This is a genomic window from Vibrio makurazakiensis (assembly GCF_050337375.1).
Lineage (GTDB): Bacteria > Pseudomonadota > Gammaproteobacteria > Enterobacterales > Vibrionaceae > Vibrio > Vibrio makurazakiensis.
The window spans coordinates 1-13,684 of sequence record NZ_JAKJSW010000114.1; the positions used below are offsets into that span (position 1 = coordinate 1).

The 13,684-nt window shown below is 41.5% G+C and carries 12 protein-coding genes; 3 read left to right on the plus strand and 9 right to left on the minus strand.

The window, feature by feature from the left end; translation table 11 throughout:
* The 3 genes from L4C33_RS13450 to L4C33_RS13460 form a co-directional block, all read right to left on the minus strand.
* On the minus strand, nucleotides 1-1,017 hold a 1,017-nt coding region (locus L4C33_RS13450), incomplete at its 3' end, for an SLC13 family permease (RefSeq protein ID WP_428812939.1).
* Nucleotides 1,018-1,241: 224 nt separating this feature from the next.
* Entirely contained in the window at nucleotides 1,242-1,973 is a 732-nt protein-coding gene (locus tag L4C33_RS13455; protein WP_428812950.1) for a SanA/YdcF family protein, read from the minus strand.
* A gap of 329 nt (nucleotides 1,974-2,302) precedes the next feature.
* A complete protein-coding gene (locus L4C33_RS13460) occupies nucleotides 2,303-3,991 on the minus strand; it encodes an NAD-dependent malic enzyme (RefSeq protein WP_428812940.1) in 1,689 nt (562 codons plus the stop codon).
* 193 nt (nucleotides 3,992-4,184) lie between these two features.
* Here L4C33_RS13460 and L4C33_RS13465 point away from each other — a divergent pair, with 193 nt between their 5' ends.
* Together L4C33_RS13465 and L4C33_RS13470 are read left to right on the plus strand one after the other, a co-directional pair.
* On the plus strand, nucleotides 4,185-6,536 hold the full coding sequence (locus L4C33_RS13465) for a helicase-related protein (protein ID WP_428812941.1): 2,352 nt from the start codon (nucleotides 4,185-4,187) through the stop codon (nucleotides 6,534-6,536).
* Between the two features lie 200 nt (nucleotides 6,537-6,736).
* Nucleotides 6,737-7,114: a transporter gene (locus L4C33_RS13470; RefSeq protein WP_428812942.1), complete on the plus strand. Its 378-nt coding sequence runs from the start codon at nucleotides 6,737-6,739 to the stop codon at nucleotides 7,112-7,114.
* Between the two features lie 59 nt (nucleotides 7,115-7,173).
* Here L4C33_RS13470 and L4C33_RS13475 read toward each other — a convergent pair whose 3' ends face one another.
* The 6 genes from L4C33_RS13475 to L4C33_RS13500 form a co-directional block, all read right to left on the minus strand.
* Nucleotides 7,174-8,277, minus strand: a complete 1,104-nt coding sequence (locus L4C33_RS13475) for a phosphoribosylaminoimidazolesuccinocarboxamide synthase (protein WP_428812943.1) — start codon at nucleotides 8,275-8,277, stop codon at nucleotides 7,174-7,176.
* Between the two features lie 215 nt (nucleotides 8,278-8,492).
* Nucleotides 8,493-8,888: a hypothetical protein gene (locus L4C33_RS13480; protein ID WP_428812944.1), complete on the minus strand. Its 396-nt coding sequence runs from the start codon at nucleotides 8,886-8,888 to the stop codon at nucleotides 8,493-8,495.
* 402 nt (nucleotides 8,889-9,290) lie between these two features.
* Nucleotides 9,291-9,479, minus strand: a complete 189-nt coding sequence (locus L4C33_RS13485; protein ID WP_428812945.1) for a hypothetical protein — start codon at nucleotides 9,477-9,479, stop codon at nucleotides 9,291-9,293.
* Nucleotides 9,480-9,646: 167 nt separating this feature from the next.
* Nucleotides 9,647-10,651: a hypothetical protein gene (locus L4C33_RS13490; protein ID WP_428812946.1), complete on the minus strand. Its 1,005-nt coding sequence runs from the start codon at nucleotides 10,649-10,651 to the stop codon at nucleotides 9,647-9,649.
* Between the two features lie 52 nt (nucleotides 10,652-10,703).
* Nucleotides 10,704-11,372 carry a YiaD family glycine zipper/OmpA-like lipoprotein gene (locus L4C33_RS13495; protein WP_428812947.1) on the minus strand — a complete coding sequence of 223 codons (669 nt, stop codon included), beginning with the start codon at nucleotides 11,370-11,372 and terminating at the stop codon, nucleotides 10,704-10,706.
* 105 nt (nucleotides 11,373-11,477) lie between these two features.
* Nucleotides 11,478-12,167 carry a DUF2786 domain-containing protein gene (locus tag L4C33_RS13500; protein ID WP_428812948.1) on the minus strand — a complete coding sequence of 230 codons (690 nt, stop codon included), beginning with the start codon at nucleotides 12,165-12,167 and terminating at the stop codon, nucleotides 11,478-11,480.
* A 212-nt stretch (nucleotides 12,168-12,379) separates the two neighbouring features.
* Here L4C33_RS13500 and L4C33_RS13505 point away from each other — a divergent pair.
* Nucleotides 12,380-13,684 (plus strand): tetratricopeptide repeat protein (locus L4C33_RS13505; protein WP_428812949.1); only part of this gene is annotated, 1,305 nt, incomplete at its 3' end.

The following is a 13,684-nucleotide window of genomic DNA, read 5'->3' on the forward strand; positions in this document are numbered from 1 at the left end:
GAATACACTTGTACCGGTTACTTTAAGTACGTTACTTAAACAGATGCCACCGCCGAATAGGATTAATACGCCCCAGTCCGTTGTTTTCTCAACATCTTTCCACTGTACCGCACGTGATGCACCTAATAGTACGATTGCACCAATCGCGACTAGGCTATCAAACTTAGAGAAGCCACCAATCATAGCGTTAATAGGCTTACCAAAAATCCACAGTGTTACGGTAAGTAAAAAGATGCCTAACGTGATTTTCTTACTGTTTGTCCACTCTACGGGACTATGGTCAAGTTCAAACGTATGGTTAAGATCTGGCTTAGTCATCATGTATAGGATAACCATCGCGATTGGCATAAGAATGAGTGAGATAGGTAGACCGAGGGCCATCCATTCCGTGAAACTTAAACCAACTTCTGCTGCCGCAATTGCGTTAGGCGGGCTACCAACCAAAGTCGCAATACCACCAATAGATGCACAGTAAGCGATACCAAGAAGTACAAATACATACGTATTTCTGTTCTCACGCTGGTCAACTTTATTCATGACACCTAATACTAAAGGCAACATCATAGCCGTCGTTGCTGTGTTAGAAATCCACATGGATAGGCCTGCACTCACGCCAAATAACATGAATATCGCGACCGACATTTTCCCTTTCGCGATTAGTAACACTTTGTCAGCAATAGCCTTATCGAGTTCTTGTTTATTAAGCGCAGCAGCTAAAGCAAAGCCACCTAAAAATAAGAAAATGATAGGGTTAGAAAAATTACCCAATGCAGTTTGAGTGTTGAAAACACCAAGTAAGACAGCCAGTAACGGAACGAGTAACGCAGTGATGCTAACGTGGATTGCTTCGGTCAACCATAATACGGCTATGAAGATTAGTAGGCTCAAGCCCGTATTGACACTGTGTTCAAATGGGAGGGTATTGAGAAGTGTGGCAAATAAAATAAAGTTACCAATCAATATCATGCTATTTCTGGTGAATAACCAGTTTTTCATTGTCGCCGCGAGTGCTGTCATAAGACGCTCCTTTTGCTTCGCCTCGTTGACGTCTATCAAGTAGACATCTTTTTTTTAGAATCCAATCAATGGACCTTATTGTTATATGAGGCTTACCGTTATTGACTTAATGTCAGGGGATGAACTTGTTGAATAGATGTTACTGAAGTAAAGGAAGTGGTATTGGTGTGATTTATTGGTGTTTAAAGAAAGTGTGAGGGAGCGAATTTAAAATGTGTAGATATCTACACATTTGTATCTAACGTTTCAGCGAGAGGCGAGTCTACTTTCTTCTGTTCAGACTCACCGGCATTTATTTTAGGGGATATTTCGGTATTGATGGGTTCTTTAGGGCCAAGAAATTTAGGCATAGTACCTATAATATAAAGGTCAAGGAATGCCTTACTACGTGCAAAAACTTCACGTAAACGGATAGTAATACCTGAATGTTTGGTTGGCCCTGATACTGCAAAGCATTGAGCTTTGATATCAAATGAACGAGCAATAAATAATGCGCGCTCGCAATGAAATTTTTGGGTGATAATTAGAAAGTTATCGGTATCAAAAATCTCTTTGGCTCGAACGATTGAATCGAGAGTCCGAAAGCCCGCGTAGTCTAAGTTAATTGCTTCTTCGGGCACACCAGACTGAAGCAAATCGCGTTTCATTGTCCAAGGCTCATTATATGAACGGTGGGCATTATCACCGCTAAGTAGAAAGTGATGAACTCTATCTAATTGGTACAATTCGATCGCAGCGTCAATTCTGTGTGAATAGTATTCATTAAGTGTTCGCCCTAAGTACTTACTGGTGCCTAAAACGACTGCAACGTCCATTTCCGGAACATCATCAAGAGACAATAAAATTCGCTCTTCTGCTTGCCAAGAAACCCAGCGATCAATGGCGATCACTGTTACAACTGTCACTAATAGTAAGATGCCCATAGCGGTTACACCGGTGCGAAATGAATTACGCACACGCTGAACTAGTGGGTGAGAGACTAATAGGTTCAATTTCACGACTTAACGAATTCCTTCAGTTCTAGCGGTTTACTTGTAGTAAATCGGGTTGCTAACAAATTTGACACTTGCAAAATGGATTGGTTGATAATAGCAAAAGGAATAATTATTTAGCATCGTATTTTTGGATGTTATTTCGATTTCAAAGCATTAAGCATGGTGCAAAGAAAGTTAGAGAGGGAATGTTGGAATTGGTTCAAACAAAAAGCCTCCGCAGAGCAGAGGCTTGGTACTTTAGCTTATCTCTTAATAAGTTAAGAGTAGCTTAGTTGGTCATTTAACCGAGCTTAGAAAGCGGTACGCTTGTAGCGACGGTAGACTGGTTGCCAGAAATGCTGGTCGATAGCTTGGTGTAAAGCTTCGTCGGTGATCTCTAGTGCAACGCCTTGTTCGATAGCCTTTTTACCAACAGCGTAAGCAATTTTCTTAGAAACTGAATGAATTTCTTCTAGCGGTGGAAGTAGGGCACCAGAACCATTGATCGCAAGTGGCGAACAAGTAGAAAGAGCACGACTCGATTCCATTAGCATTTCATCAGTTACGCGAGAAGCATTTGCTGCCAGCACACCCAAACCAATACCCGGGAAAATGTAGCTATTGTTACATTGTGCGATTGGGTAAGTTTGACCTTTATGTACCACTGGTTCGAACGGGCTGCCAGTCGCAACTAGAGCTTGACCGTCAGTCCAACGAAGAATGTCGTTTGGTGTAGCTTCTACACGACTTGTTGGGTTCGAAAGAGGGAATACGATTGGACGCTCACAGTGTTGGTGCATCTCTTGGATCACTTCTTTGCTGAATAAGCCAGGAGCGCCTGATACACCGATAAGTACTGTAGGCTTCGCATTACGAATTACGTCATGCAGTGAGTAGCCAGTACCTTCGCCTTCCCAGTCTTTAGTGTTCGTATTTGGTTGAACTAGACGCTGTTGGAAATCAAGTAGGTTTTGCATACCTTCTTGTAATAGGCCCCAACGGTCTACCATGTAAACTTGAGAACGAGCTTGTGAATCGCTAATACCTTCAGAAACCATTTGAGCGATAATTGCTTCAGCGATACCACAACCTGCTGAACCTGCGCCTAAGAAAGTAATGCGTTGCTCAGACAGTTTGCTGCCTGCTGCTTTACATGCTGCAATCAAAGAACCAACAGTGACGGCTGCTGTGCCTTGGATGTCATCATTGAAGCAACAAATACGGTCTTTATAACGCTCAAGAAGTGGCATTGCATTCTTTTGTGCAAAGTCTTCAAATTGAACCAGTGCGTCTGGCCAACGGCGTTGAACTGCTTGAATGAACTCTTCAACGAAAGCATCGTAATCAGCACCAGTGATACGAGGATGACGCCAGCCCATGTACATTGGGTCAGCAAGACGCTGAGGATTGTTTGTACCTACATCAAGCACGATTGGTAGCATGTAAGCTGGGCTAATACCGCCACAAGCTGTGTAAAGAGCAAGCTTACCAATTGGAATACCCATGCCGCCAATACCTTGGTCACCCAAACCAAGAATACGCTCGCCATCTGTTACCACGATAACTTTAACGTTGTGGTTAGTCGCGTTGTTCAATAGGTCGTCAATACGATCACGGTTCGGGTATGAGATAAACAAACCACGACCACGACGATAGATATTAGAGAAGTTTTCACATGCAGCACCAACAGTTGGTGTGTAAATGATAGGCATCATCTCTGAAATATGATTTTGAACTAAACGGTAAAATAACGTCTCATTGGTGTCTTGAATATTTCGCAGGTAGATATGTTTATCCATATCATTGTCGAAATTACAGTACTGCTTATATGCACGACCAACTTGCTCTTGAATCGTTTCTGTTGTTTCTGGTAGCAGGCCTTCGAGATTAAAAGAGCTACGCTCCTCGGCTGAGAATGCGCTACCTTTGTTTAGAAGTGGCGTGGCAAGCAGGGCTGGACCCGCATAAGGGATATAGAGAGGACGTTTGTCGTTGTTCATTGGTTGCCTATGTAGGGGTGGAAAATACCCGAAAAATGATAACGGTTTAGTTGATCAATTGTAAACAATTTATCCAACTATGTGATGCAATTAAGTATGAATATTTCGTTAATCTGAACGCACGCATAATAACACGATAAAATTAGTTATAATCCCCTAAATGTCATGCCTTTAAGTTTATAAAACTCTATCTATGCAATTATTACCCATTGATTCCCTTCAGTCTGAATTTCATCAACTGATTCGTTCACATAACCTCGTAGTTGAAGCTGAAACAGGCTCAGGGAAATCGACAAGATTACCCATTTGGGCTGCAAAGCATGGCCGTGTTTTGGTTATTGAACCAAGAAGAATTGCATGTACGTCATTGGCTCACTTTCTTGCAGAACAAGCATCGACTCAAATTGGAGACGAAATAGGCTATGCCATTAAGTTGGAAGGGCAGTTTACCGAGCAAACTCAGGTTGTGTTTGTTACACCTGGCGTAGCATTACGTTGGTTAGCTGAAAATGGGTTAAGTGAATTTGACGTTATCGTTGTAGATGAGTTCCATGAAAGGCGATGGGATATCGATTTGCTGGTGGCTTTGTTGAAAGAAAAGCAGAGCCATAAGTTGATAATCACCTCTGCTACCATTGAGGGAGCGAAACTTGCTGAATATCTCGATGCAAAACGCATGAGAAGTGAAGGGCGAGTCTTCCCAGTTAGTGTTAGCTATCGAGCAAGAGAGTCTCGTTCCCAACCGGATATTCGCTCGCTAGAGCAGAATGTCATTGAAGAGGTAGAACGTCAGCTAACCAGCTCTACGCATGACATTCTGGTTTTCTTACCAGGACGAAAAGAAATAACACAGTGCGCTCAGAGGTTAAATCAACTTCAAGGTGTAACGGTTGTTAAACTTCATGGCTCCGTCAGTGATGAAGAGCGTAATATAGCCTTAACGATTCAGCCTCAGCGTAAAGTCGTACTTGCCACTAACATCGCCGAAACTTCCTTAACCATCCCAAATATTGAAGTTGTCATTGATTCCGGATTAGAACGAAGGACTGTTCAAAGAAATGGTCGCACGACACTGTCATTGAAAAACATCTCTCAAGCTAGCGCGAAGCAAAGAGCAGGACGAGCGGGGCGTGTGATGGACGGTATTTGTATTCGCCTATACGGCCAGCATGCAGTATTAGAAATGGTCACGCCACCGGAATTGCAACGGGAAGAGTTAGTTGAGCCTATGCTTGCCAGTGCGTGCTGTGGGTATAAACTAGAAAACCTGAACTTTCTAGATAGCTTACCGTGTAAGGCGGTAGATTCTGCAAAGAAAACCCTGACGCTTATGGGCGCGATCAGTGAAGCCGGTGAAGTAACTAAGCACGGAGAAACCCTTTACCCGCTACCAATCGATGCCTTACACGCAGACCTTGTCACTCGTATTTCAAATAAATCGATAAAAGAAGCGATGATCGATTTGACTGCTGCATTATCAGTTCCCTCTAATTTGTATCAATTACCTAAAACTAGTGAGCAGTTAGAAGCGCTGACCAACGCAGTAGCAGAAAGGTGTGACGCGTCTATTCTCATCAAGTTGGTGAGAGGGTATGAGTTCCCAAATCTTATTGTTGAACCAGAATTGCTAAAAGAAGCTCGAGGGCTATCTAGTCAAATGCGCTCGGTGTTTGGTTTACCACAACTTGATGTTGCCTCGAGATACAATCGTGACGCATTACTTCGAGAGATCATAACTTTACATCCTGAGTTAACTTTAATAAGAAGAGCGAAGCGTCGCGAAGCATTCTCTAACGGCTTTTATGAAGCGGTACTTGGAAAGCAAAGCCTTTTAAGCGAAAAAGCAGAAGCTTTATTGGTCTTAGATACGCACAGCTTACCAGGGCGAGGCGTAAAACAAACACTGACTTTGGCAACGGTCAATATGCCCATTCCACTAAAACTCCTTGAAGACATGGAACTGGGGGAGTGGCAACAAGGACAAACCTTAGTATCGGATGGCGATGTTTCGACTCAACTTAATCTCGTTTATGCAGGTAGAGTGATCGCGACAAAACAGGTGACCCCAGAAGGTAGCCTTGCTCTAAAACCTATAGTAGAGATGGTTGTTGCAAACAAACTTTTAAAAGGGCTTGCGACTGAACGCCAAAACCAAATCACACACTGGCTCATGTACAAGAAGTTGGGATTATCAGATTCACCATCCGTTGGTGAAGAACAGCTAACTTTTGAGTCTTGGTTTATTGAACAGTTGGAACTATTGGGCGTAACCAGTATTGAAGATCTTGATATATTCACGAATGATGACTTTGAATTTGAAGGTATACCTTACTGGGAGTATGAAGAGTTTTCAGCTAAACATCCGCTATCGCTTTGCTTAGGTGATTTGCAGTTAGACGTGGAGTACCATGTCTCGCGCAAGCTCGTATACGTAATACATAAGAGTGGTTTAAGAAAAACAGTGCCGAAGCGTTGGGAATTACCGACCTGGAAAGGTTGGAGAGTTCAATATAAGAAAGCAAGTCGAATAGTCGATATCAAATAACTTTTATTCTAGCCTTAAAATATTAAGTAAATAATTACGTATATGAAATTAGAGTACAAAGTTTGTTAACAACTTGGGTTTGATATTTCTTTTTGTTTGATTGAAGGGGTATAAAAGACCGTTGTCTTATATCCTATTGCTATATAGAGAAACTTGGTAGATATTTGGAACATTGTGTTGCCAATGTGTCGGGGGACATTATGGATAAACAAGAGATGACGAGTGTGGAGTTTGACTATACTACGTTTCTTGGAGCCWCATGCAGTAAAAAATGGACGTTTTTAGAAGCACTAACCACGTTTGCGCCAGTATTCGGTACCGTCTGGAGAGATAGTATAAAAGAGCTAGCAACACCAGAAGATCGGTTGTGGGAAATGGCACTTAAATCAATGTCTTCACGAAAGAGTGATGAATCAAATATTGTTACTTTATTGAAACTAGCCAAGCTTGAAGGGATAAACGAACTAAAGGTAGTTATGCCTTACTCATTAGAGGAAGGACAGATAGAATATATTGAGTCGAGAAGTCACTTAATCATATCTGAACATTCCCAAGAAGAATTCACAATTCGTTTATAGCTTATCAGTATTCAATAAAACGGCCTCATCAGAGGCCGTTTTTATATTCGAAATACCGATCAGCCAATCAAGCCATACTGAGCGTCAAGAATATCAATGATCTCTTGCTTAGGATTGTCACTTAGAACAATCTTTTTACCTGTGATTTTTTCAGCGATTTCTGTGTAAGTTCGAGAAACAGACATCAGCGCATCAAGTGGTAATTCGTTGTCTTGAGCCAATGCTTCACGTTCTGGCATACGCTCTTTGTTTAGCAAAATATCAGGATCAGGGAAGTGGTTCAGTAAGAACTGGCGGAAACCTTCTTTAGAGTTTTCCACGATGTTTCCTGCAAGGTATTGCTGAGTGTCCCAAATACGTGAAGAGTCAGGTGTTCCTACTTCGTCCATGTAGATAAGCTTTTCATTACCTTTCGCATCGTTAACGTAGCCAAACTCAAATTTAGTATCGACGAATGTCTGGTCTACTTGTGCTAGAGCTTCACTAATTACGTTAAAGCCTTCTTTTAACAACTTTTCGTAATGTGCAATATCAGACGACTTAGTGAAATTAAATGCTTCAAAGTTATCTTCAATATTTTGACGAGTGATGTTGACGTCGTCAGCTTCAGGAACACCAGGGATACCTTTTAAAATACCTTTCGTTGACGGAGTGATGAGTAACTCAGGCAACTTCTTGTCTTTTTGTAGCCCTTCAGGCATTTCAATGCCACAAAACTCTCGCTCACCCTTTTCGTATGCACGCCACATTGAACCAGTAATGTATTGACGACAAATCGCTTCAATCATTACTGGTTTAGCTTTTTGTACAATCCACACAAATGGGTGTGGAATATCGAGGATATGGCTATCAGCTAGGCCGTTATCTTTGAACAGCTTGAACCAATGGTTAGAGATAGCATTGAGCGCTGCACCTTTCCCTGGAACACCTTTTAGGTTGCCTTCTCCGCGCCAAATACAATCAAATGCTGAAATACGGTCGCTAATAACCATAATTGCAAGAGGTGCATCTGAAGCGACATCGTAGCCTTTTTCTTTAATAAGGCGTTGGCTGTCTTCTTCGGTTAACCAATAAACAGAGCGAACTTTGCCACTGTGCACAGGTTTGTTAGTACGGATTGGTAGATCATTATTTACGGCAAGAACTTGATCAGCGAGGCTCATTTAGACATTCCTATCTTTTATCAAACGTCATACAGAGAAGTGCGAGGACGCACGGTAGTTAGAGGGGCATCATACCAGATCTATTTTTTGTCGCCAGATAAAAAGCAAACGTTTGCTAAGTTTTTAGGATACAAAAAAACCTCCAAATAGCAGAGGCTACTTGGAGGATAAAGGCAGTATATAAAGAAAAATTATTCGTTAATAAAATGATGAGTTTAGTGTAATTGGTCATGCTCACCTGCTGTGAAAAACACTTCACAGTGGTATTGGCGAGCTAAGCTTTTTAATTGAGCCTGGCTGAATAGCGGAATATTGCCACTGGCAACAACCGCGCTCGCATTGCCAGACTGAATTGCCTTCATCACTATAATTTCTTCTGGCTGGCTTGAAGAGGGTTTCATGTGGATGACTCTGTCACAGCAAATTGCATGTGATTGAAGTGTTGATGCAGAAGGACGCGGAGTTTCAGCAGTAAAGAGTACCCACTGATTTTGATTTGATAATTCAGCAAGACGTCCAAAAGCAGAGTAAGACAAATGCTGTGAGCGAGTGTTGTTGCTCAATGAAATGTGAAACTGGTTTTGAGTATGTAGTGGCTGTACTTGAATCATTTCGCTGTCCTTATATACATGCTGTATGTCTATACAGTAGTTTTAAGTGCGCAAAAGTTCAAGACTTTTTTGATGCTTTTCTAGTCTTCATTTGTGCTTAGATAAACCTGTATTGGTATAACTTATTGATTGTAAATGTGATTTTAATTTGTTTGATTGCGTTTGTTGTTCTGGGGTGAATAATAGTTTTTGAGATCTCAATCAGAGATATACAGTAGTTTACCTGTGTATACAGGTGTTCAATTAGTGGTGAGCGAGCCTGTTGAAGGGTAGGGAGGAGACTTGAATCCTGACGGTAGGTCGTTAACAGGAGTGTAGAAATAATGTTGGGTGATTGGTTTAGGTAGAAAGCAAAAAAGCGCCGAAGGCGCTTTCTCTATTTTTACAACGTTAGTATTTTGATTAACGCATTGTGGCTTGAGATAGCTTCGCTCTCATTTCCATTTCGCCAATATTGAACTGACGAACATCTATTACTGCAAAATCATTACAGTCTTTGCATGCGTGATGGTATTTACCATCAATATAATCGTGTTTAATAACTAACTTTGGTTGTTTGCACCAGTCACAAGTGCCTTCAATAGTGAACATCTAATTCTCCTCACCTGTTTAAGTCAGGTGTTATTGTCGGGCGAGATTATGACATAAATACACTATTAAAGTTAACCATTTGTTGCGAAATTTTGAGAGCGACATCGATTGCGAGCCAATAAATATAAGCGAACCATGCTTAAAAGTGAATGTGTTAATAGTTTCTTTTACTTTTTTGTAACATTTTGAGATATAACTTTTAACGCGGCATTGAGGCGTTTCATTTCCTCATCGCTGCCGTTGATATCTGGGTGGTATATCTTTGATAGTTGTTTATAGCGTAACTTGATTTCTTTTGGGGTAGGGATAGTACTTGGGGTGAACCCAAATACAGCGCAAGCTAGGCTAACGTTATGGTTTTTGTTGTTAGCTTGATGTTTCTTAATTTCTTGAAACATGGCTTCCATCTGGCGTTTTTGCTGCTTGATCGTTGTTTGGCTGCCTTTGAGCTTATTTTGAGAGAGTTCTAATTGTTCGAGTTTCTGATGACTTTTTTTACGGCGTAGTTTCTTAACCGCCACAAATAGTGAACTGAATAGGATGACCAGTGTGATAACGGTTATATAGTCAGAGCTGGCAAATTGATTGGTGGAAGTATTCTTCTTCTCTAGACTGGGCGTTGTACCTGGTTCAGATACATCACTAAATGCAACATCGAGTTGTTCAATCGATGAAATTTGTTTGGCACGCCTTGCGTTGAACTTCGCTTCTAAAACTCGTCCATAACCGTCTTCGGCGCTAGCATTGTCGTCCAAGCTCAAAGCAACTTTATACCACTGCTCTGATAGATCTAATGAACGGATAGAGCCTGTGTGGCTCTCGTAGAGCTTAGCAAGTTGTAAAGGGGCTTGTTTATTTCCTTGGGTTGCAAGTTGGTTATACCAACGAATCGCGCCAAGAGTGTCTTGTTTTGTACCAATGCCATTTGCCAGAAAATAAGCGAGCTTAGATTGAGCGTTGACCTGACCATTTTCTGCCGCTTGGGAATACCAATAGAAGGCGTTGCTCTTATCTTGCTGCACATCTACGCCCAAATCATAAGACTGAGCTAATAGGTATTGAGAGTCGGCGTCGTTAGCCTCGGCCTTTTCGGTTAGGCTAGTGATGGTCTCTGCATAGACAGTTGATGCTGAAAGTGCGAGAAATGTTAAGGCAAGAGTAAGCTTTGACAAAATAAGAACCTAAGAAAAAGGCTCGGACTGTTAAGTGCGAGCCTTGATTCGATTATTTCAGAGGAAGAATCTGAATTTCAACGCGACGGTTACATGCGCGTCCTTCCGCTGTGCTGTTGTCACATAGTGGGTAGCGTTCACCGTTACCACGTGCAATTGCACGGCCTGCAGCGACATCTTGAGAAATTAGGRATGAACGTACAGATTCTGCACGACGCTCGGAAAGAGTCTCGTTGCTTGCTGCACTACCAGTGCTATCAGTATGACCATCAATCACTAGGCTAGTGTCTGGGTATTCAACTAGGATTTGAGCAACACCACGTAGAGTCTTGTGAATGCTTGACTCTAGAGCGTATGAACCAGAAGCGAAGCCAATTCCATTTTCTAGGCGAAGAAGAAGTTGGTTTTCGCCAACACGCTCCACTTGAACACCAGAATTTAGCAACTGATCACGTAGAGCTTGTTCTTGTTGGTCAAAGTAGTAACCAACACCACCACCCACTGCAGCACCACCAGCAGCGCCAATTAATGCACGCTTACGACGCTCTTCTGCATTGTCACCTGTAGCAACACCCACAGCAGCACCAGCTAGTGCACCTAAAAGGGCACCTTGCGTTGCAGAGTTTGTTTCAGACTCACCAGTAGTCGCGTTTTGACGTTGAGTCGCTTGACAGCCAGTTAGGGCAATTAAAAGAACTAATGCAGTAGTAATTTTTTTCAATTTTGAATCTCCATATATAGCATTGCTGCTTAAAACTTGTGGAAGCTGTCTTCCTAACATGCTGTTCTATATAACAACTAAGCTAAATCTTGTAAAGTGAAAACACTAAGTTTTCGCGATGCGTTTTGCCGCTTGAGCACCTGCTACAGGGCGGTTTACAGATAGTTTTCTGCCTTTTTTAAGGCCAACTTCATAATCTGCTGTTAAGTTCTTCATTGCTTCTCGTAACTGTTGCTTAAAAGTTTCGCGGTCGATGTTTTGAAACTCTTTATCAATGTAGTTATTGATTTTGTTGTTTGATTCATCGTCTGGAGTGATGGTTGGAAGCTTCTCTAGTGCGCCTTCTACCCAACCAGATACGAATGAGTTTACACGTCGAGTGACTTCTAAAGAACCTGTTCCTGAACCAGCAAAGCTATTTCTAAACTGACCAGTATGTTCGTTCAACTCTCGATAAATAATATCAAAAGCGAACGCAGCAAAAATAGCTCGGTCGGCTTCACCAATAAACTCGACACGTTTTAAACCTTTGTGGTTCAACAGTACTGCTTCAACACCGAACTTGGTGTTAATTCCACGAATCACGCGCAGCAACGTTGAACTGATATTTGCAGGGAGCAAGTGAGTCGACTGAGTTTTCCCCATTTTGATGAATTCGATATCGTCTTTTTCAAGACCATACTTAAGCATCAAATTATGGGCCATTTTTATGGCATTGGCTGCTTCATTAACGTTTGCTGAATTACCAAGTTCAAGACATTTGGCAATCTTTTTCAGGGCTTTTTTCTTATCCATCGACTAACTAACTATCTTCCACAAAATGAGAAAAGTCCGACATTTTACCTGTTTTCATCAATAACAGAAAGGGGAGATGCAATTTAGATAATAGAGCTAGATAGAGATGAAATCCACATGATACAATACGAAGTAAAGTATAATTGGTCGTGGCGTTGGTTATGTATACCCAAATAGAACAACTTTGTTTAAAAAAAATCACACGAATTTATATGGATAGGACACCAAACTCTATCCAGGAGCTAAAGTCGACGGTCGTTGAACTGTATAGCGAGCAAGGTTTTAGGGTTAATGCTACGTACATTGCTTTTTTAGATGCTTATCAGATATACCGTCAATATAACTTTGAAAAAGCAGCAGTGCTTTTTATGGATCTGTTGGCTAGATGTGAACGTGAAAAAGAAACTGTGCTTGCTCAGTACCTGAGAGTTCATTTAGGGACACTTTCATCTCTTATTGGCGACTACCAACAAGCGTTGACCTATCTATTAGATGCGCAATCTAAGCAAGAAATTGAAGACTATTACTTTGACTCTCTACTCAATACCAACCTAGCTGCGATATATAGCCAATTAGGCGACTACGAAATGTGTGCCGAAATTGCAAAGCTTGCCATTACGAGTTTGGCTCTTACCGACGACAAATCATCGTTAAGTCTATGTTATCTAAATTACGGTCGTTCACAGCGAGAATTAGGTGATTTAGAAGAAGCTGAAACTTGGCTGAACAAAAGCATTGAACTTAACATAGCCCATTCATTTGAACGTAATCTTGCTTATGCCCGTTTGTACTTAGGTTTAGTCGAACAAGACCGCAATAATAGCGAGGAGGCCAATCAACTCTTTGACCGAGCATACCGTGCATTTATTGAAATGAAAGATGGCTATGGTGTCGCTGAGTCTGCAAGTTTATATGCTAATTTCTTATACCATTCAAAAATGCTGACAGAAGCGATTGTGTTATGTGAGTCTGCTATTGGCAACAAAGATATAAGAGAGTACCCCAAATTACTTTTTAGACTTTATGCAGTGTTAAAGTCATGTCATAAAGCGCAAGATGAATGGTCAGCTATTGAGCGCGTATACACTGAACAAATTAGTTATGCCGAAACAGAGTTGGATCGCTTTCAATCTCAAGAAAGCCAATATTTTCAGTCCAACGTTCAAAGAACCAGAGAGTATCGTGAGCAGGTTAATCAGGAAGAGCTACTGAACAGCTTAGGGGCGATTACTTTACTTGGGCAGAAAATCTCAACATCCACGAACCTTATAGACGACATTGTTGAAGTGYTTGATGATATTCAGATGCTATTCCCTGCGTCGTTCTTCAGTATTGGCTTATTCGATCCGTTGAAAAATCAACTTGAGTACCGTTTTACTGTCGATGAAGGTGTGGTTGTAAGCCCTAAAACTGTCAGTTGCTTAGGGAACAACGGGATAGGCGTCCATTGCTGTAAAACACGAGAAACTGTTCTTCTTAACACCRGAACTGACGAGGAAGTCGCGACTGCATTAAAC